The organism is Edaphobacter bradus, assembly GCF_025685645.1.
In the GTDB taxonomy this organism is placed as follows: Bacteria; Acidobacteriota; Terriglobia; order Terriglobales; family Acidobacteriaceae; genus Edaphobacter; species Edaphobacter bradus.
Window position 1 is genome coordinate 672,380 of record NZ_JAGSYF010000001.1, and the last position, 18,361, is coordinate 690,740.

Genomic DNA, 18,361 nt, shown 5'->3' on the forward strand with positions numbered 1-18,361 from the left:
TCATCGAGTCAAGAGGAGGAGATATGAACGAAACATACAAGGCAATCGAACTCTCGGGACCAGGAAAGTTCTCGGAAGTAAAAAAGCCACTTCTGGATCCAGGTCCCAATCAGGTACGCATTCGCGTCGAGGCCTGTGGGGTGTGCCATTCGGATGCGGCCACTGTGGAAGGGCTCTTTCCAATCGATTGGCCGCGCGTTCCGGGGCATGAAGTCGTCGGACGGATCGACGCTCTTGGTCCCGTCGTCCAGGGCTGGGCGCTCGGTCAGCGCGTGGGGGTCGGGTTTCTCGGTGGTTCTTGTGGCTATTGCGAATTCTGTCGCAATGGCGATCTCGTGAACTGCCAGAACCAGGAATTTACCGGCATTCATCATGATGGCGGATACGCCGAAGTGATGATCGCAAAGGCGAGCGGACTCGTATCGATTGCTGAAGACCTATCCTCTGCCGATGCGGCGCCGCTGCTGTGCGCGGGAATCACGACCTTCAGTGCTCTGCGAAACGCACCGGCAAAGGCTGGCGATCTTGTCGCTGTGCTCGGTATCGGCGGGCTTGGCCATCTGGCCGTCCAATATGCCCGGCATATGGGATTCGAGGTCGCGGCGATTGCTCGTGGCACCAACACAGCGGAATTAGCCAAGAAGCTCGGCGCCCACCACTATATCGACAGCACTGCTACGGACCCCGCCGCAGCTCTGCAAGCGCTCGGCGGTGCGAAGGTCATTCTGATAACCGCCTCCGGAGGCAAGACAATTGCCGCGACGTTTAAGGGACTGCGTCCGGGCGGCGTCTCGATCGCCCTCGGCGTCGGGCCGGAGCCGATCGAGGTCACGGGCATGGATCTGATTTTCGCAAGCCGCAAGGTCGAAGGTGCCCTGACGGGAACGCCAGCGACCGGTGACGTCACCCTGCGCTTCAGCGCCCTGAGCGGTGTCTCCGCCATGATCGAGACCGTGCCACTCAACCAGGCGGCATCCGCATACGCCAAGATGATGGACGGGAAGGCGCGCTTTCGCATGGTGCTGGTTACAAAGAACGGTGCCGGTCAGAGTGCGCGCTGAAATGGGTAGATCGGACTAACAGAAGCAGAGCAAGAAGGAGAGGAAGATGACTACGTTATCAAACCCCAAGATGAGTGAATTTCAAACAGACTCCATTCAGTCCACCTCTCAATGGGATTCCGTTGAAGAATTGTTTGGGAAACAGAAGGCATGCTTTAGCACAGATGTGACGAAGACTTATGAGTGGAGAGCCGATCAGCTCGATCGTCTTGTCCACATGCTCAAGGAGAACTATAAGCGTTTTGCCGACGCCTCGTGCAAGGACTTCAAGACGGCATCCCAGGAGAACGTCTTCGAGGTCTCGGCCCCGATCGCAACCAGCGAATTCGCAAAGTCCCAGCTCAAAGAATGGATGAGGCCTGTCGAAGCTCCCCTTCCAAAGTTCCTCGCTGCATCCGGGCATAAGGGTATGGTGTACCGCGAGCCTTACGGGGTTACGCTGATCATCTGTCCATTTAATGGACCGCTTCTGTTGTCGTTGCGTCCTGCGGTTGGCGCATTATCGGCCGGCAACCCCTGCATCTTGAAACTCTCCGAAGCGCTGCTGGCAACGGACGAGTTGCTGCTGGAATTGATTCCCAAGTACTTCGAGCCGGAAGCCCTGAGCGCTGTGGTCGGTGGCCGCGAGATAGTGACGAATCTCCTAAAGCTTCCATTTGATTTCATATTCCTTACGGGAAGGGTAGGTGTGGGCAAGGTAGTGATGCGAGCGGCTGCTGAACACATCACTCCAGTATTGCTGGAATTGGGAGGACAGAACCCCGCCATTGTTGATGAGACGGCGAACATTCCGGATGCCGCCAAGAAAATTGTCTGGGGTGCGATGACATGGGGAGGACAGTGGTGTACCTCTCCTGGCTACGCTGTCGTTCATGAGTCCGTGGCAGAAGAGTTTGTCGCGGAGTGCAAAAAAGCTGTCGTCGAACTTTACGGCGCAGACCCAAAGAGTAATTCAGATTACTCGCGTGTCATAAGCCCTTCTGCTGTCAACAGGCTTGCGTCGCTGATCGATCCGAGCAAGGTGGTCTATGGTGGCAAGTTTGACGCCCCAGCACGCTACCTCGACCCGACCATTCTGTACCCCATTTCGTGGTTCGACAAAATCATGGAAGACGAAATATTCGGGCCGCTTTTGCCCATCCTTACTTACTCCAACCTTGGCGCTCTACTCACAAAAATCAAGTCGATGCCAAAACCACTCGCCGGCTACGTGTTCAGCCGAAACCAAAAGGCGATCGACCGCGTGTTGCAATCCCTTTCCTTCGGCGGAGGCGCAGTTAATCAGACCAATGTTTTCTTGTTCATTGAGTCCATGCCGTACGGAGGAGTGGGAACATCCGGCATCGGGAATTACTACGGGAAGTACGGCTACGATTCTCTGACGCACGCCAAGTCGATCCTGATATCTCCACCGGACGTGGCTATTGATCACTTGTTTCCGCCTTACACGAAAGAAAAGGTGCAAGCACTCAATCAATGGTTCGACTATTAGGCTATCGAGACGCTGCCGGGATGCATCGATCTGGTCCTGAGCGACGTCTCCAGGAGAACGATCATGCCCCGATAACCAAAAAGCGATTGAGACTGTAAAGCTTGGGCGGCGTCGCGTGCAAGCCTGACGAGGGAGCAATGAATGCTGCTTGGTAGATAAAGCCGTGAGTTTCTAGAGGATCGGGGCCGTCCCTCGTGGGAGGAACCTTGACCCGTCTACGTAGGACTCAGCACTGCCGAGGGAGAACGTCCGTGAAATATGCAGGTATAGAAGTCGTCGACACACAACTGGTTCGCGATGCGGTGGAATTCGCCCGATCCATCCATGAGCCATTTCTCTACAACCATGTCATGAGGTCCTGGCTGTTCGCAGTGGTTCTTGGAGAGCAGATGAAGACAGCACCAGACCTGGAGCTCGTCGCCGCGGCGGCGCTCCTGCACGATCTAGGCCTCACCGAGAAGTATGCAGCTGAGGCCAGGTTCGAAGTGGATGGAGCAAACGCGGCACGATCGTTCCTTCAGGCTCGTGGCGTTGCCCCGCACCAGGTCCAACTCGTTTGGGACGCGATTGCTCTGCACACCCATGCGTCGATAGCGCCGTATAAGGAACCGGAGGTCTCGGTCATCTTCGAAGGGGTGAATGTCGATGTCGTGGGATATGCCTTCGATCGAATTCCACCCAGCCAGATGAAAGCGATCTTGAGCGAATTCCCGCGTCTGGAAATGAAGAAAGGCATCACGGCCTGTTTCGCGAAGGTTGCGCGCGAAAAGCCGCAAACGACTTATGACAACGGTCTGCGTGATTTTGGGCTGAAGTTTGTCGAAGGTTACCACGTGGCAATGACCGGCCCTGATCTGATCGCAAATGCTCCGTTTGAGGATTGAAGGGGGTGGTATTCCTCTCTGGCCGTGTGAACCCGATGGGTGCCGGACAGCCCTTGGAGCTGCGTCATTCTCGTCGAGCTTCGTTTAAGGTAATTCAAGGTAAATTTCAAAGCGTGATTTCTCAAGGTCTAGGAAGAGTTCAGCGACTTTGATCCTGAGTGAGGTTGTCAATGCAAATTGAATTCAGGGCAATCGTTCAGAGCGAGTATGGTGCTCCGGAGAAAGTATTAAGGATAGCGGAACGTCAGTTCAAGAGTGAAGAGGTCGGAGCTGATGATGTCCTCGTGAAGGTCATCGCTCGACCGATCCATCCCGGTGATATCCAGATTCTTTCCGCTCTTCCTCAAGGAGGACCGGTCGTGCCCATTCCGGAAGGAACTCTAAGAGTACCCGGGTTTGAGGGCGTCGGGACGATCGTCCGGCTCGGAACAAACCCTGAGGCGGCGAAGCGGTTCAGCGAAGGCCAGCGTGTCGCGTTCTTTCCAGCAAAGGGTAGTTGGGGAGAATATGTGGTCGTTCGATATAACTCCCTCCTGCCAGTTCCGAACGAGATTCCCGATCAGATTGCGGCGCAGATGCTGATCAATACGATCACCGCATCCGTACTCCTCAAAGCTGGTCACAATTCACTTAAAGCTCCGATTACGCTTCCCGTTTACATTCTTCAGAATGCGGCTTCATCCGGCGTTGGACGTTTGCTGACTCAAGTTGCTTTAGATCGCGGTGTCCGCCCCATCCGTTTGGTGAGATCGAATCAGTCTGCTGAAAGGCTTCAATCGGCTCTTCCTGGCCCGCCGGTTTATTCAACGAGCGATAGCAATTGGAAAGAACAGGTTCGCGACGCCCTGGGAGGACGCAAGCTCGAAGTGGCTTTCGATGCCATCGGCGGAAAAGCGATCGACGATCTTGCGGAGGTTGTTGATGATGGTGGAACCATCATCAACTTCGGTTCATTGGATAGCAACATGGGCACGAACATTTATTCGCTCGTTCCAAATAATGTCGCGCTTAAGAGCGTCTCGATTTTGAGTTGGTTTCGTCTGACTGACGCTGAAAAGCAGAAAGATTTCGAACTCGCTCTGAGTCTAGCAACACATCACCCAGAGCTCTTCGAGGTCGCGCATGAGTATGAGTTTGGCGATTTTCAAAAAGCAATTCAGCACGTCTCTAGTCCGGGAAAAACCGGGGTTGTTTTATTGAAAAGCCCAGCCTAGGAAGGATCGCATATATGGAAATCGGAACCATTGGAGCGGGAGCTTTCGCACAAGCGTTCGCAAAACATGCATTGAAGGCAGGCCATAAGGTGAAGCTCAGCAACAGCCGCGGCCCCGACAGCCTTCGGGAAATTGTCAATCAACTTGGTCCAGGTGCAATAGCTGCCACCAAGGAAGAGGCTGCGGATTGCGAAATGGTACTTCTCGCCGTTCCCTGGGACAAGGTGCCCGAAACCCTTGCAAGCCTTCCCGAGTGGACAAATCAGATTCTGATCGACGGGACCAATCCTTTTCACGGTGAGGCCGGAGATTTCACTCCGGCCAATGTCGGAAACCTGTCCACCAGCCAGCTCATTGCGGCGCTTGCCCCTGGAGCGCGAGTGGTTAAGGCTCTGAACAACATGACCGTTCCTAACTTGGAGGCCGAGCCGGTCGTCAACGGGGCGCGACGGGTTGCATTTATTTCGGCAGACAATGACGGCGCGAAGAAGCGAGTTCAAACCTTACTCGAAAGTTTTGGCTATTCAGTGATTGATCTTGGAAGCCTTCGCGATGGAGGGCTGATTCAGCAAGCAGGCGGCCCTCTCGCAGGGCGAAATTTGTTGGAGCAAGGAGAACGTCATAAATGAAAGCCATTCATCTCACGGCCTAGGTAATCCAACTCAGAACTTAAAAATGGTCGAGGTTTCGGAACCAAACACGCCATCTGCGAGCGAGGCTCTTGTGCGCATGGAGTATGCGCCGATCGACTACAGCGACCTCCTTTTAGCGAACGGAGTGTACCTGCTAAGTCCGAAGCTTCCTTCTGTCGTTGGAGGTGAAGGTGCGGGAATTGTCGAGGGGATCGGGCCGGGAGTCACCCGCGTCAAGGTAGGCGATCGGGTTACGATCCCGTTTGGAACTTTCACTTGGTCTGAAAAAGTCCTTGCTCCGGCCCAAGGTCATTTCTTTGTTCCTCCTTCGGTCGATGCCAGAACAGCCTCGATGTTGAATATCAACCCTACGACGGCGGTTCTTTTTTAGACGAATTTGTAAAGCTAAAGCCTAAAGACTGGATCGTCTTAAACGCAGCCAATTCCCAGGTCGCGCGATGCCTGATTGCGATTGCAAAATCGCGCGATCTCAATGTTGTAGGTATTGTGAGACGGCCCGAGCTTATCCTAGATGTTGAAAAGCTGGGTGCTGATTTCGTTGGCGTCGACGCGCCGGAACTCTCAAAGCAAGTCCAGACCGCGACCGGCGGAATGCCGATATCTCTGGGCCTTGATGCCGTAGGTGGTCCAGCGGCAGCGACAATCGCAAGCGTGCTCTCTCCGGGAGCCCATCTTGTCAGCTATGCGTGGCTGAGCGGTTTGCCGATTCATCTACCGCAAGGCGATCTCATTGGCAAGAGGCTAAACATCCACGGCTTCTGGATGTATTACGAAGAGTGTCTCCCCAAAATACGAGCGGCACTGACTGAGGCAACTAAAGTAGTCGCTTTCGGCAAATTAAGTCTGCCAATCACCACGACATGCAGACCGTCCCAAATCAAAGAAGCAATCGAGCACTACCAACGTGGTGGCAAGGTTCTATTGGATTTCAATTACACAAAGTAGGATCTGCCAGAATTCGTAATTGGAAAATGGGGCTTCTCCAACAGACGTGGCAACAAAGGACTCCAAACTCGATGAATGATAAATCGCCATAAGCGGCCAATCGGTGCCCATTCTGAGTGTGTGTTCATGAGGGCCAAATTTCTGGACCCGCGCTGGATCGAGCGATTCACAATTCCACGAGTCAAAACGCATTGGCCGCTTATCTCCGGCAATGCGCTCATCGAGCGACCTCGATCGCTTCCCCTAACCCGCATGACAAACTGCACGATGGATCGACTCACTCACCGGGAATTTTTGAAAGTAGGTTTTGTGCTACGGGAACAATACGGGAACATCGTTAATTCAGTATTTTCAATCACTTAACGGGAAGGAGTAAAAAAGCAAACTCGGGGAATTACCTCGGCACTCTCCTCTAAGTCGTTGATTCTAAATGGTGGCCAGAGATGGGATCGAACCGCCGACGCCGGCCTTTTCAGGGCTGGTGTCGGTCGCTGTTCACTAACTCAGACTATTGATAGGCACCCAGAGAGAATCGGCGTGCTACGACAACGAATGAATTCTAGTCTGCGATTGACGAAGCGAGCAGGAGAAAATGAAAAAGAAAGCACGAGTTCCAAATGGCGAAACAGACGCGAGCCTGATCGCAGCGGAGTTCGAGTGTCAGCTGGCGGCTATAGGCGAGTTATTTGGATGATGGAGTTTCCTGTGATGGTATTGCACTAGGCAGGAGGAAAGGGAACCAGTAAAGTTATGCCATCACATGTGCAGATGACCAGATATCCTGGGCTGGATTAGGCGCCGGCCCGAAAGAGTGGAACCCCGGACAGTGTCTGCGGTTGGCTTATTCCTGAATCGCCATCTCGACTTCGTCGGGTTCATGGATGTCCATTGAGTGATCACCATCTCGGCAGCTTTGACGGGGTCTAGATCGAGTTCCTCAACAAGAACTCTCAGGTGACGATCTCCTAGGCGAGTAAGACACAAAGCACTCTTCATGGTACGCAATCGCATGCGACACATAGAACGACTGCCGTTGTTTCAGATTTTCAAGTGCCTGGAAAACACTGCGTAGGTATTCGTTGATCATGGCCCCATCCTCTAGTGAGTCTCTCCTGCACCAATATGCACCATCAAGATAGTCGTAGGATCTGGAAATCACATGGATTGGTACGGCAGCGAACGGACTGTCCGTGCAAATGGCTCATTTGTGTACATGGGAGTGATTCGGATCAAAGAGCTTCCTGCGACAGTCGGACACAGCCGGGAGGAAAGGGAACTAGCAGATAGGAGCGGGGTGTCATCGACGCGAATTTGCGTAAGAGGAGCGACTGTACCCGGATTCTCAATCGCTAAGCCGCCAACCTGAGCGAGTGTCAGTTCAAGGGATGAGGTCAAATCGTCGCTTCCGATGGAGGCACATTTTTACCGTGTAAACCCTGTACATGCGACGCTCGCACGCCACTGTCATCTGGCAAACTTCGGGTTCTTCGGACCGTGGGCTCGCGGGTATGGAGCAGTGTGCCAAAAGTGTGCCAGAGTGTGCCCGAAATTGACCGTAAACCTCCGTATGAGCGTTTCCTTCCGCACGAGGCATTCGTTATGGAAGTTGTTGATTTGTAGTGGGATAGATGGTGGACGCGGAAGGAATCGAACCTTCAACCTGTCGATTAAGAGTCGAATGCTCTGCCAGTTGAGCTACGCGTCCAATCTGTTTTCCTCGGGGAGAGGACTGAAGTCATCGAGAGCCAGGTAGGCGCAAAGGAACCTGACTGCTATCGACCGACTTATTAAAGATAACACAGTTTGCAGCGCCTCCGAAAGACGCTGCAAACTGCTTCTTAGCCGACGAATTCCACAGAGGCGCGATACGGAATGATTCCGCGCTCATAGCCCATATCAAGCAGCTTGCGGATGCCCTCTTTGCCGTCGTCGCCGTAGTTGAGCGTCCGCTCGTTGACGTACATCCCTACGAAGCGATTGGCCAGCGTCGTATCGAGATCGCGCGCAAACTGCATCGCGTACGCCAGAGCCTCTTCGCGGTGGTCGAGCGCGTGCTGGATGCTGTCGCGAAGAGCGTTCGTCGTCGTGATCATCGCGTCGGTCCCAAGCGAGCGGCGAATCGCATTGCCGCCCAGTGGAAGGGGAAGCGAAGTCTGGTCCCGCCACCACTGGCCGAGATCGAGTACCTTGATCAGGCCATCGTTCGCGTAGGTCAACTGTCCTTCGTGGATGATGAGGCCCGCTTCATACTCGCCCGCGGCGACCGCAGGGATGATCTTGTCGAACGGCACCACCTCGGTCTCGACCTCTGGGGCGAAGATCTTGAGTACCAAGTAGGCCGTGGTCAGAGTGCCCGGAACCGCGATACGCACCTTGCGCACCGAGGTCGGCGTAAATTTGCGGCTGGAGACAATCATCGGGCCATATCCCTCGCCGACGCTTCCGCCGCAGGCCATCAGGGCGTAGTTGTCCTGCAGGTATGGATAAGCATGGAACGAGATCGCTGTGACGTCGTAGAACGCCTCCTTGATCGCTTTCTGGTTCAGCGTCTCGATGTCCGTCAGTGTGTGGTTGAACTTATAACCCGGGACGCGAACCTTGTTCGTCGCGAGTCCATAGAACATAAAGGCATCATCGGAGTCAGGGCTGTGAGCGATGCTGATCTCTCGAACGGCGGTATTGGCAACAGTCATGGGAGGTTCCTTACAGAAGGGTGAAACGTGATGTTCATTGCGCTGGACAGAGTCCGGCCTGTGGGATGCCTGGGGTGTGAATCGAGATGGAACTAGGCCCGCGTCCATCGCTGGAGTGAGCTGAAGATTCCTGCGGCGGCTGTAATCTTGATTGCCTCGGCCGGAAGAAATGGAGCAATCGCCAGATGCCAGGCGGCGGGTGCGCTCAGGTGAGCGAAGTGTGCCAGCCAGCCTGCGCCGAAAGCGAAGACCACAACACTGGCGGCGACTCCCGCGGCAACTGCGCGGGTAAATCTTGATTCAACGGAGCTCAGTCCGCGGGTGACCCAGCCGGCGACGGCTGCAACCAGTGGGTAGGAGAAGAGGAAGCCGGCATTAGGGCCGATCAGATGGATGATGCCGCCTGGCTCATGTGGATTGAAGACCGGGAGGCCGGCAGCTCCCTCGGCGAGATAGAGCGCCAGTGCCGAGAAGCCGGCCACGGGGCCCAAAACCATCCCAATCAGGATCACGGCGAAGGTCTGCAGCGTGATAGGAACTGGAGTAAAGGGGAGCACCAGCGAAATATGCGCGCAGATCGCGACGAAGAGGGAAGCCGCGACCACGAGCGTAGCTTTGCCGGGGAGCGATTCCTCGAAGGACCTCACGACTTGCGCAAAGGCGGATTGAGAGGGGAGAGCAGATTGCATAAGGTGCAGGTCCTTTCGCTAAGAGCGTCTGATTGAGGTTGGCTTCGTGCCCGCGCTGACGCGGATCCGCGGGGAAGAATACGGATCGGTCAGGTCGCCGTAGTCCTTGTTGAAGTATGCCCAGTCGAGCCGTTCTTCTGCTCTGTGGTGCGCTGACTGGGGCGACTTGCGCTTGCCCAGCATCGGGTTCACCCCTGCGGCAGGCGGAATCTCAACCAGTGTTGAGGGAACATTCCAGCTCTTGTGGGCAGCGATCTCCTGAACGCTCTGGAGCCTGACCGCCGGGGGCAGATGAATGTCCCGCTGCTGAGCCGCTGCAATCAGGTGATGGGAGAAGTCGCGGTGGGGTTGCGATGCCGTTCTGCTGCGCCGGTGGCTCATGCGGACATGGTCGACGATGGCGACTGCCGCCCACACGAGAACGACAAAGCAGACGATCGAGATCGCAAAGAGAACTTGCATGTGTACCAGCAGAATACCAAGGCGCAAACCTTCCTGCACGCTTTTCATTTGCCGCTAAGGCTGCACACGATTCCGTGAAGGTCAGCGTCCGTGGTTCCACGGTTATACAAACTTGGTACGCCAATTGCTAATTCAAGGTTTTTCACTTGACTGAGGCATCGACCGGACTCTGTACTGGAAAAGTCGTGACTAGCCCCGCTAAAACACGTGCACAGAGCAGGCGATCCGTGATCGTGCGCCTGTACGAGTGCGCTCAAGGGGGCTGGAGGCGAGCTGCTACGATAGCCGCCGCGGCACTCGCCATCGGACTTGGATATCACGTCGTCTTCGGGCAGAACGGCCTTACGGTGTACCAGCAGAAGCGCGAGGATGCCCGTACGCTCGCAGGTGAGCTCAAGAGCCTGCAGCGGGAGAACGAACAGCTGAAGAGCCACGTGGACCATCTGGAGAGCGATCCCAGCGCTATTGAGCATCAGGCAAGGGAAGAACTGCACTACACCCGTCCGGGTGAGGTGATCTATACCCTGCCAGCCAGTCCCATTCCGAACAGTGGCGCCCGGCAGGAGAAGCCTTAGAGCTTAGTCTCCCGAAGGACCCCACATTGTGGTGGTAATGCTTGTTATTTCAGTAGTTTATCCGGGCGTTTCCAGTGCATAAAGTGCCTCTGAATGTCTGGAGCAAACTCCAGCAGCACTGCGCCGATTGCTCCCTCAGCGGAGACAACCAGGCCACGTTCGAAGGTCAGGCCCACACCACGGTCTGATTGCGGGTAGTAGAAGTTGGAGATGCCTCCGGCCGCGATATTGCCAAGGACATTAGAGATGTTCGGCTGCCACTTGCCGTTATCGCCCTTGCAGATGACGGTACTGCCCACCGCCCACAGGATCCTCTTATTGAAGCTGCCAGTCCCTTTGCGGAAGTAGCGTGGGTCCTGATGCAGCAGCACGGGGAAGAGCGCGTTACCGATGATCGCTCCGTCGAAGTAGTCAGTGTAGCCGGCGCCGTAGCGCTTGGCGTAGCCCTCTACTCCCTGGCCATACTCCGGAAAGCTGTCCTGCGCCTGACCGATGGCCGCGACGATGCCAGTCAGCCCAAACTGGTAGGGCGTAATCGCGCCCGTAATCGCGAGATCGAACTTCTGCTTGGCGTTAAGCGGGAGAGCCTGGCCACTGTTCACTGCGTTGTAGGTAGGAACCACGCCCAGAAGATACTGCTGTTCCTCTGACTTGAGTTCCAGCTGGGCCTGCGCCACTCGCTCCTTCTTCAGTTGCATCTCGTCTTTTGGGGGGTCCTGAGCAGGGGGCTGAGCGGCTGGCTGAGAGGAGCTTTCCTGTGGGGTTGCCGAGGTGGCCTGAGGGGCTGGTTCGTCGGGCAGACCCGCAGCCATCGAGTCGCGCGGACCTTGAGAGTAGAGAGCGGTCGATGCGACAAAGACAAACGGGCAAAGAACCCTCAGTAGAGCGGTTGCGGGGAAAAATTTCACTATTACCAGTCTAAACCCGAATATCGGACAGAGTTGCCGTCGCTACGGTAGGCTTTCTAATTGGAAGTTGAGGATTCTATGAAATTTGATCTTGAACACACCTCACAGCGGGAAACGTATAACTTGCTGATAGGACTGGTCGCTCCGCGGCCGATTGCTCTGGTGACGAGCATGAACGAGCAGGGCCACCTGAATGCCGCGCCGTTCAGTGCCTACAACTACCTCTGCACAGACCCTCCCGTCGTCGGTATTGGCGTAACGAACCGGCCTTCGAGCACCTTTGTCCCCAAGGACACGGCGCGCAACATTCGCCGCACTGGTGAGTTCGTCGTGAATGTTGTGACCGAGGACATCGCGCAGCGCATGAATATCTGCGCCACTGATTTTCCGGCGGAGACCAACGAGATTGAGATGGCCAATTTCACTACGGTGCCCTCGGATGTCGTCAAGGTCCCGCGCATCGCGGAGGCCCACGCCGCGCTTGAGTGCCGCGAGTTCACGACGATGGAGATTGGCAGATCGCGAATCATTCTCGGACGCGTTGTATCGATCTATGTCGAGGACAAGTTTATCGATCCCGCGGGACCCTACATCCGGGCCGAGGAGCTGCATGCCATTGGAAGGATGAACGGCCTCGGATCGTACGTCAGAACGCGCGACGCATTTTTGACCATGCCCCGCATCTCCTATGACGAGTGGCAGAAGGGGAAGCGCTAGGATAAAGCGCTCAGGAGAGGTATTCGCGCAGCCACGGGTCGGTGCTGTGGACCAGCTCCAGCGTGGTGCCGTCGAAGACGACACGACCTTCGTTGAGGACGAGAAACTTCGTGCTGGGGTCGAGCCCACCGTTGGGGATGGGCTCCATTTTGCCTGTTGCAATGTCGAAGTGGTTCATGGCCAGCACAAAGGCGTCCTGCAACCGGTGCGTGATGAGGAGAGAGGTCGTGTGGGCGACGTCACGCTGTTTGAGCACAAGCTCGATGATGGTCGTCGACGTGATGGGATCGAGCCCGCCGGTGGGCGAGTCGTAAAGGATGAGGTCCGGTTTCGAGACAATGGCACGCGCAATGGAAACGCGACGCCGCATGCCGCCGGAGAGCTCCGGCGGGAACTTCGAGATGACCTGTTCCAACTCGACGAAGCGCAGTGCCTCTACGACACGCTGGTGGGCCTCATTCTCCGGCACGTGCTCCTCATGGAGCCGGTAGGCTACGTTCTCTTCCACCGAGAGCGAGTCAAAGAGCGCCGACTCCTGAAAGACCATGCCGATGTGAGCGCGCAGTTTGAAAAGATCGTTCTCGGACATCGCAGTGACCTCTTCGCCAAAGACGTGGATGCTTCCCGAGTCGGGGCACAGCAGGCCATTGGTCAACTTCATCAGGACAGATTTGCCGCCACCGGCTGGCCCGAGGATGATGCGTGTCTCCCCGGGTAGAACGCTGAAGGAGATGTTCTCTAGGACGGGCTTGAGATCGAATTTGATGGAGACGTTCCTGAACTCAACCACCGGCTCGCCAGGCGCAGGCAAGACATGTTGAGGGACGCCGCTGGTGAGAAGCTCTTCGGCCATAGCTGCGTCACCTGCCGAAGATGCCGATCATTGCGCGGCTCACAAGGAAGTCGACGACAATGATGAAGACCGATGAGACGACGACGGCCTGTGTCGTGGAGCGGCCCACGCCCTGTGTTCCGCCCTTTGTTGTCATGCCGAAGAAGCATCCCACGGTTGCGATGATGAAGCCAGAGAAGAATGGCTTTGTCAATCCCTGAACCACGTCCGCATACTGCAGCGCCCGTATGGAGCTGTGAAAGTAGGCAGACGGGTTCATGTTCAGCAGGGTGACACTCACCATCGCTCCACCGGCCGTTCCCACCGCATCGGCCACAATCGTCAGGAAGAAGAGCATGATGATGGTGGCATAGAGCCGCGGCGTGACCAGCTTGCGTACGGGGTCGGTTCCCAGCGCGCGCATCGCATCGATCTGCTCCGTCACTTTCATCGAGCCGAGCTCCGAAGCCATGCCCGACGCGTTGCGTCCGGAGACCATCAATCCCGTCAGCACCGGCCCAAGCTCCTTCACCATCGAGAGCGAGACCAGGTTGCCGGTCATCGACACCGCGCCAAATGCCTTGAGCGCCGTGGCTGATTGAAGCGCGAGTACGCCGCCAGTAAAAAAGCCCGTCAACAGAACGATTGGCAGCGACCCCACACCGATCGAATCCATCTGGGTGTAGATGTCCGCCCAGTAGCGCGGAGCCGAAAAGACGTTGACGATCGCTCTCCACGACAGGATGGAGTACTCCTGTATGGCGGCGACCTTCTGTTTGGCGAAGTCCTCTGGAGAGACGAAGGGCATGTCGAACTCAGGCTCAGAGTATCAGATGCGAGGCCAGCACCGGGGGATTGCATCTCGTTGAGAGGATTGCAGGAACCCCAATGCCAAACCGCTTGGCAAATGAGAAAATAGAAAGAATGGCACAGATGACGGCAGTAGTACTGTACGGCAGGGAAGACCTTCGATTGGAGCAGGTGGAAGCCCCACTGGCCTCGGCCGGGGAAATCGTCGTGCGCGTGGGGGCGGCGCTGACGTGCGGGACCGACCTGAAGGTCTACCGTCGCGGCTACCATGCCACGATGCTCAAGCCGCCAGTCCTCTTCGGCCATGAACTGGCCGGCACGGTCTACGAAGTCGGCGCAGGGGTGACGGCCTTTCGCGAAGGTGATCGAGTCGTCGCACTCAACTCAGCTCCCTGCGACCTCTGCTTCTTCTGTCGCCACGGCCAGCAGAACCTCTGCGAAGATCTGCTGTTCAACAACGGCGCCTATGCGGAGTTCATCCGTATTCCGGCGCGCATCGTCGAGAAAAATACGCTGCATGTCCCTGATGGCGTCCCGTTCGAGCACGCCGCCCTCACCGAGCCGCTGGCCTGCGTTGTTCGCGGGCTGGAGGAGAGTGGCGCTCAACCAGGCGACACGATGGTGGTCATCGGAGCTGGGCCCATCGGCCTGATGTTCATGCATGCGGCTGAGCTTGCTGGCGTCCATGTTATTGCCGTGGTCAAGCGTGACGACCAGATTGCCGCGGCGAAGCTCTTCGGCGCCAGCAGTGTCGTGCAGATCGGCGTCGCAGTGGACGATGTGATCGCCGCGACGCGCGCGCTTACGCCGCAGGGCCGCGGAGCTGACATCGTCATCGAGGCCGTCGCCACGCCGGCCACGTGGGAGTGGGCCGTCGAGATGGTTCGCAAGGGCGGCGTCGTCAACTTCTTCGGCGGGCCCCCCAGCGGAACGAAGGTGCAGCTTGACACCAACCGCCTGCACTACGGCGACATCACGCTCAAGGCGAGCTTCCACCACACGCCCGCAACTTGCCGGACAGCCTTCGGACTCATCACGAGCGGGCGCTTCAAGTGCGCCGAGTACATCACCGGCCAGGCCGCGCTTGACCAGGTCCCCGAGATATTTCAGCGCATGCTCACGCGGAAGGGCGGGGCTCTGGACATCAAGACCGCAGTCTTTCCCGCAGGGGTGCCGCGATGAGTGAGCTTGCACTTCCGCAGCATGCCCTGGTCGGCGCTCCGCCGCAATACCTGACACCACTCGAGCGTCCCACGCTCGCCGAGGCGCAGTCGTGGTGCCGGCGCCTCGCCTCCACGCACTACGAAAACTTTCACGTGGCGACGTTCTTCTTGCCGCGCAAGGTCAGGCCGCACTTTGAGAGCATCTACGCCTACTGCCGCGTGGCCGACGACCTGGGCGATGAGGTCGAGGATCCCTCCACCGCGCTGCGCCTGCTTAATGCCTGGGGCTCAATGCTGGACGAGTGCTATGACTCTCCTGATCGCTCCATGCACCCTGTCTTCGTCGCGCTCCACGAGACTGTGCGTGAGTGCGACCTGCCGCGCCAGCTCTTTCACGATCTCATCCACGCCTTCAAGATGGACCAGACGAAGACGGAGTATGAGACCTGGGAAGAGCTGCTCGACTACTCCCGTTACTCGGCGAACCCGGTCGGCAGACTGGTTCTCTGGGTCTGCGGATACAGAGACGAGAGCCGCGCGCTGCTCTCGGACAAGGTCTGCACGGCGCTCCAGCTCGCCAACTTCTGGCAGGACATCGTTGAGGACAAGGAACGCGGCCGCCGCTACATTCCTGCGGAATCCATGCATCGCTTCGGCGTCGAAGAAGCGCAGATCGAAGGGCGCATCTTTACTCCTGAGTTTCGTTCGATGATCGAGGACCTCGTCGTGCGCACGCGGCAGATGCTGCATGAGGGTGGAGTGATCAGCCAGCACGTCGACGGCGAGCTGGCGGTTACGCTCGACCTCTTCCGCAAGGGCGGCGACGCCATCCTCGACGGCATTACGGCAGAGAACTACGACGTTCTCCGTGGCCGCCCTGTGGTCTCGAAAGCGAAGAAGCTGAGCCTGCTGGCTGGGGCCCTCATCGACAAGGCCAGGATGGAGTGGAGACGGTGACGATTGCCGGAGCCTACGCCGCCTGCCGGTCCATCGCGCAGCGGGAAGCAAAAAACTTCTATTACGCCTTTCGCGTTCTTCCGCAGCACAAGAGCGACGCCATGTGCGCCGTGTACGCCTTCATGCGCCGCGCCGACGATATCTCTGACGACGAGTCCATGTCTCTCCCCGACCGCCGGGTCGCCATGCAGCGGTGGCTTGAGGACTGGCGCGCGGCCCGCAGCAGCGGAGTGACGGACGATCCAATCTTCGTCGCGCTCAACGACACGCAGAAGAGATTTGCAATCCCTGACTCGCTGCTCGAAGAGCTGGTGCAGGGGACGTCGATGGATCTTGAGCCGCAGCCTGTCTCGGCAAGCGGGTTGCAGACTTACGCCACCTTCGATGAGCTTTACCGCTACTGCTACCTTGTCGCTTCCGTCGTCGGCCTGGTGTGCATTCGCATCTTCGGCTACACCGATCCTCAGGCTGAGAAGCTTGCCGAGAAGACAGGCGTGGCCTTTCAGTTGACGAACATCCTCCGCGACGTCAAGGAGGATGTCGAGCGGGGAAGGGCCTATCTTCCGCTCGATCTGCTAGGAGAGTTCGGCGTCAGCATTGACCGGCTCAAGGAACTCTCGAGCGGCGCCGCTATCTATCCGCGCGAGCGGGCGATGCTCTTTACGCTTGGCTCGCAGGCGGAACAATATTACGGTTCTGCTCAGCGGCTGTTGCCCTTGATCGACCGAGACAGCCGCGCCGCGCTATGGGTTCTCGTTCGTATCTATCACGAGTTGCTGCATCGAATCGCTAAGGCGGACAGTGACGTCTTCAGCCATCGCATCAGCGTGCCGACGCTCAAGAAGATGTGGATTCTGCTGCAGGGAGCAGCGATGGCGCTGCGAAACCGGGTGACGGCTTGAGCGTGCAGAACCACTCCGACGTCATCGTCGCCGGCGGTGGTGTTGCCGGGCTCTCCGCTGCCGCCGCCCTCGCCGAAGCGGGCGCGAAGGTCACGCTGCTCGAGCGCCGCCCCTACATCGGAGGCCGCGCCTACTCCTACGAGCACCCTGCCCTTGCGGAGACCGTAGACTCGCAGCACGTCGTCCTTGGCTGCTGCGTCAACATCCTCGACCTGGCCCGCAAGGCTGGCATGTCCGACAGCATCCGGTGGTACGACGAGCTCGTCTTCCTTGAGCCCAGCGGCCGCCGCAGCTTGATGCGCTCGGGTGCCCTTCCAGCGCCGTCTCATCAGACGCTCAGCTTTCTGCGCGCTCCCATGCTCAGCCTGCGCGACAAGGCCGCAATTGCCTCGGGCCTCGCGCGCTTCCTTCGCGGTTATCCCGCCGACGATAGCGAGAGCTTCGCCGCGTGGCTCAAGCGCACTGGGCAGACCGAGCGCGCGATCCGCCACTTCTGGGAGCCAGTCGTCGTCGGAGCCCTCAACGACAGCTTCGAGCGGTGTTCGGTGAAGTACGCTGGCAAGGTCTTTCACGAGTCGTTCCTGCGCTCGGCCGAGGGCGGTCGCCTCGGCATCCCCGCCGCACCCCTGAGCGAGTTCTTCGCTCCCGTCGCCCAGTATGCGCAGCAGCAAGGCGTCGACGTGAAGCTCAGGTCCGGTGTTGAAGGCATCGCTCCCAACGGAGATGGCGGCTGGAGCGTTCATTCCGGCGGAACAGAGTACACCGCGGACTCCGTAGTCCTCGCGACGGACTTCAAGCAGACGAAGCAACTCCTCACAAATCTGCCCGGATCTGACGACGGTCGCGCGCGATTGCTCGAAGTCTTTGATCATCTCGTGGCCGCGCCGATCACGACCATCCACCTCTGGTACGACCGCGACGTCACCCAGCTCGATCACGCCGTCTTGCTCGACACGCGCATCCAGTGGCTCTTCGCCAAGTCGCGGATTCGCCGCTGGCCCGTAGAGCGCGGAAGCTACCTTGAGCTGGTCATCAGCGCCTCGTGGCCTGAGCTTGAGATGGGCAGGGAAGATATCCTCGCATCGGCGATTCGCGAGTTCGAAGGATTCTTTCCTGCGGCGAAGCAGGCAAAGCTGCTCAAGAGCAGCGTGCTCAAAGAGGCTCGGGCAACTTTCTCGGTGGTTCCTGGGCTCGACCGCTACCGTCCTCAGCAGGCTACAGAGTGGCCCGGGCTCTATCTCGCAGGAGACTGGACCGCAACGGAATGGCCATCAACGATGGAGGGCGCTGTGCGCAGCGGCCGGCTTGCAGCAGGAGCTGTTGTGGGAGATAAGCAGCGCTTCATGGCTCCTGAAGTTCCCGCAGGCGGCCTGATGCGGTGGCTGAGCTCAGTGAAATAGCCAA

Annotated in this window: 19 protein-coding genes and 1 tRNA gene; 13 read left to right on the forward strand and 7 right to left on the reverse strand. The window is 57.6% G+C overall.

Going from position 1 to position 18,361, the window contains the following annotated elements; all coding sequences use genetic code 11:
- The first annotated feature begins 23 nt into the window (after nucleotides 1–23).
- The 7 genes from OHL16_RS02735 to OHL16_RS02765 all read left to right on the forward strand — a co-directional run bounded on the left by OHL16_RS02735 (nucleotide 24) and on the right by OHL16_RS02765 (nucleotide 6,249).
- Nucleotides 24–1,061 carry an alcohol dehydrogenase catalytic domain-containing protein gene (locus OHL16_RS02735; protein WP_263365532.1) on the forward strand — a complete coding sequence of 346 codons (1,038 nt, stop codon included), beginning with the start codon at nucleotides 24–26 and terminating at the stop codon, nucleotides 1,059–1,061.
- Between the two features lie 46 nt (nucleotides 1,062–1,107).
- Complete coding sequence (locus tag OHL16_RS02740; protein ID WP_263365533.1) at nucleotides 1,108–2,553, forward strand: aldehyde dehydrogenase family protein; 1,446 nt, start codon at nucleotides 1,108–1,110, stop codon at nucleotides 2,551–2,553.
- A 350-nt stretch (nucleotides 2,554–2,903) separates the two neighbouring features.
- Complete coding sequence (locus OHL16_RS02745) at nucleotides 2,904–3,437, forward strand: HD domain-containing protein (protein WP_263366221.1); 534 nt, start codon at nucleotides 2,904–2,906, stop codon at nucleotides 3,435–3,437.
- A 170-nt stretch (nucleotides 3,438–3,607) separates the two neighbouring features.
- The gene (locus tag OHL16_RS02750; RefSeq protein ID WP_263365534.1) at nucleotides 3,608–4,651 is read left to right on the forward strand and encodes a zinc-binding dehydrogenase; all 1,044 of its coding nucleotides are present in this window, start codon (nucleotides 3,608–3,610) and stop codon (nucleotides 4,649–4,651) included.
- A 14-nt stretch (nucleotides 4,652–4,665) separates the two neighbouring features.
- Nucleotides 4,666–5,280, forward strand: a complete 615-nt coding sequence (locus OHL16_RS02755; RefSeq protein ID WP_263365535.1) for an NADPH-dependent F420 reductase — start codon at nucleotides 4,666–4,668, stop codon at nucleotides 5,278–5,280.
- Between the two features lie 46 nt (nucleotides 5,281–5,326).
- A complete protein-coding gene (locus tag OHL16_RS02760) occupies nucleotides 5,327–5,674 on the forward strand; it encodes an alcohol dehydrogenase catalytic domain-containing protein (RefSeq protein WP_263365536.1) in 348 nt (115 codons plus the stop codon).
- A 74-nt stretch (nucleotides 5,675–5,748) separates the two neighbouring features.
- Entirely contained in the window at nucleotides 5,749–6,249 is a 501-nt protein-coding gene (locus tag OHL16_RS02765; protein WP_263366222.1) for a zinc-binding dehydrogenase, read from the forward strand.
- A gap of 1,629 nt (nucleotides 6,250–7,878) precedes the next feature.
- Here the strand turns inward: OHL16_RS02765 and OHL16_RS02770 are convergent.
- The 4 genes from OHL16_RS02770 to OHL16_RS02785 all read right to left on the reverse strand — a co-directional run bounded on the left by OHL16_RS02770 (nucleotide 7,879) and on the right by OHL16_RS02785 (nucleotide 10,093).
- A tRNA-Lys gene (locus tag OHL16_RS02770) sits at nucleotides 7,879–7,954 on the reverse strand.
- A gap of 133 nt (nucleotides 7,955–8,087) precedes the next feature.
- Complete coding sequence (locus OHL16_RS02775; protein ID WP_263365537.1) at nucleotides 8,088–8,942, reverse strand: menaquinone biosynthesis family protein; 855 nt, start codon at nucleotides 8,940–8,942, stop codon at nucleotides 8,088–8,090.
- Between the two features lie 92 nt (nucleotides 8,943–9,034).
- Nucleotides 9,035–9,631 (reverse strand): biotin transporter BioY, encoded by a 597-nt coding sequence (locus tag OHL16_RS02780; protein ID WP_263365538.1) that lies wholly within the window; start codon nucleotides 9,629–9,631, stop codon nucleotides 9,035–9,037.
- An 18-nt stretch (nucleotides 9,632–9,649) separates the two neighbouring features.
- Nucleotides 9,650–10,093: a hypothetical protein gene (locus OHL16_RS02785; RefSeq protein WP_263365539.1), complete on the reverse strand. Its 444-nt coding sequence runs from the start codon at nucleotides 10,091–10,093 to the stop codon at nucleotides 9,650–9,652.
- A 227-nt stretch (nucleotides 10,094–10,320) separates the two neighbouring features.
- Here OHL16_RS02785 and OHL16_RS02790 point away from each other — a divergent pair, with 227 nt between their 5' ends.
- Nucleotides 10,321–10,668 carry an FtsB family cell division protein gene (locus tag OHL16_RS02790; RefSeq protein ID WP_263365540.1) on the forward strand — a complete coding sequence of 116 codons (348 nt, stop codon included), beginning with the start codon at nucleotides 10,321–10,323 and terminating at the stop codon, nucleotides 10,666–10,668.
- Nucleotides 10,669–10,712: 44 nt separating this feature from the next.
- Here the strand turns inward: OHL16_RS02790 and OHL16_RS02795 are convergent, their stop codons facing one another.
- Nucleotides 10,713–11,366 carry a hypothetical protein gene (locus tag OHL16_RS02795; RefSeq protein ID WP_263365541.1) on the reverse strand — a complete coding sequence of 218 codons (654 nt, stop codon included), beginning with the start codon at nucleotides 11,364–11,366 and terminating at the stop codon, nucleotides 10,713–10,715.
- Between the two features lie 288 nt (nucleotides 11,367–11,654).
- Between OHL16_RS02795 and OHL16_RS02800 the strand changes: the two genes are divergently transcribed.
- Complete coding sequence (locus OHL16_RS02800; protein WP_263365542.1) at nucleotides 11,655–12,293, forward strand: flavin reductase family protein; 639 nt, start codon at nucleotides 11,655–11,657, stop codon at nucleotides 12,291–12,293.
- Nucleotides 12,294–12,303: 10 nt separating this feature from the next.
- Here the strand turns inward: OHL16_RS02800 and OHL16_RS02805 are convergent, their stop codons facing one another.
- Together OHL16_RS02805 and OHL16_RS02810 are read right to left on the reverse strand one after the other, a co-directional pair.
- Nucleotides 12,304–13,146: an ABC transporter ATP-binding protein gene (locus tag OHL16_RS02805; RefSeq protein WP_263365543.1), complete on the reverse strand. Its 843-nt coding sequence runs from the start codon at nucleotides 13,144–13,146 to the stop codon at nucleotides 12,304–12,306.
- Nucleotides 13,147–13,153: 7 nt separating this feature from the next.
- Nucleotides 13,154–13,933, reverse strand: a complete 780-nt coding sequence (locus tag OHL16_RS02810; RefSeq protein ID WP_263365544.1) for an MlaE family ABC transporter permease — start codon at nucleotides 13,931–13,933, stop codon at nucleotides 13,154–13,156.
- A 125-nt stretch (nucleotides 13,934–14,058) separates the two neighbouring features.
- On the opposite strand from OHL16_RS02810, the gene OHL16_RS02815 reads away from it, so the two are divergent.
- From OHL16_RS02815 to hpnE, 4 genes are read left to right on the forward strand one after another with little or no spacing between them, the layout of a single operon-like run.
- Nucleotides 14,059–15,117, forward strand: a complete 1,059-nt coding sequence (locus OHL16_RS02815) for a zinc-dependent alcohol dehydrogenase (protein ID WP_263366223.1) — start codon at nucleotides 14,059–14,061, stop codon at nucleotides 15,115–15,117.
- Nucleotides 15,114–16,055, forward strand: coding sequence for a squalene synthase HpnC (gene hpnC / locus OHL16_RS02820; protein ID WP_263365545.1), 942 nt, complete (start codon nucleotides 15,114–15,116; stop codon nucleotides 16,053–16,055). The genes OHL16_RS02815 and hpnC overlap by 4 nt, the downstream gene beginning before the upstream one ends.
- Nucleotides 16,052–16,957: a phytoene/squalene synthase family protein gene (locus OHL16_RS02825; protein ID WP_263365546.1), complete on the forward strand. Its 906-nt coding sequence runs from the start codon at nucleotides 16,052–16,054 to the stop codon at nucleotides 16,955–16,957. The genes hpnC and OHL16_RS02825 overlap by 4 nt, the downstream gene beginning before the upstream one ends.
- On the forward strand, nucleotides 16,903–18,357 hold the full coding sequence (gene hpnE, locus OHL16_RS02830; RefSeq protein WP_317891024.1) for a hydroxysqualene dehydroxylase HpnE: 1,455 nt from the start codon (nucleotides 16,903–16,905) through the stop codon (nucleotides 18,355–18,357). Before OHL16_RS02825 ends, hpnE begins: the two co-directional genes overlap by 55 nt.
- The last annotated feature ends 4 nt before the right edge of the window (nucleotides 18,358–18,361 follow it).

Coding starts and splice junctions, on each gene's coding strand:
- OHL16_RS02735 (WP_263365532.1), top strand. CDS start 24: ATGAACGAAACATACAAGGCAATCGAACTCTCGGGACCAGGAAAGTTC.
- OHL16_RS02740 (WP_263365533.1), top strand. CDS start 1,108: ATGACTACGTTATCAAACCCCAAGATGAGTGAATTTCAAACAGACTCC.
- OHL16_RS02745 (WP_263366221.1), top strand. CDS start 2,904: ATGAGGTCCTGGCTGTTCGCAGTGGTTCTTGGAGAGCAGATGAAGACA.
- OHL16_RS02750 (WP_263365534.1), top strand. CDS start 3,608: ATGCAAATTGAATTCAGGGCAATCGTTCAGAGCGAGTATGGTGCTCCG.
- OHL16_RS02755 (WP_263365535.1), top strand. CDS start 4,666: ATGGAAATCGGAACCATTGGAGCGGGAGCTTTCGCACAAGCGTTCGCA.
- OHL16_RS02760 (WP_263365536.1), top strand. CDS start 5,327: ATGGTCGAGGTTTCGGAACCAAACACGCCATCTGCGAGCGAGGCTCTT.
- OHL16_RS02775 (WP_263365537.1), bottom strand. CDS start 8,942: ATGACTGTTGCCAATACCGCCGTTCGAGAGATCAGCATCGCTCACAGC.
- OHL16_RS02780 (WP_263365538.1), bottom strand. CDS start 9,631: ATGCAATCTGCTCTCCCCTCTCAATCCGCCTTTGCGCAAGTCGTGAGG.
- OHL16_RS02785 (WP_263365539.1), bottom strand. CDS start 10,093: ATGCAAGTTCTCTTTGCGATCTCGATCGTCTGCTTTGTCGTTCTCGTG.
- OHL16_RS02795 (WP_263365541.1), bottom strand. CDS start 11,366: ATGCAACTGAAGAAGGAGCGAGTGGCGCAGGCCCAGCTGGAACTCAAG.
- OHL16_RS02800 (WP_263365542.1), top strand. CDS start 11,655: ATGAAATTTGATCTTGAACACACCTCACAGCGGGAAACGTATAACTTG.
- OHL16_RS02805 (WP_263365543.1), bottom strand. CDS start 13,146: ATGGCCGAAGAGCTTCTCACCAGCGGCGTCCCTCAACATGTCTTGCCT.
- OHL16_RS02810 (WP_263365544.1), bottom strand. CDS start 13,933: ATGCCCTTCGTCTCTCCAGAGGACTTCGCCAAACAGAAGGTCGCCGCC.
- OHL16_RS02815 (WP_263366223.1), top strand. CDS start 14,059: ATGACGGCAGTAGTACTGTACGGCAGGGAAGACCTTCGATTGGAGCAG.
- hpnC (WP_263365545.1), top strand. CDS start 15,114: ATGAGTGAGCTTGCACTTCCGCAGCATGCCCTGGTCGGCGCTCCGCCG.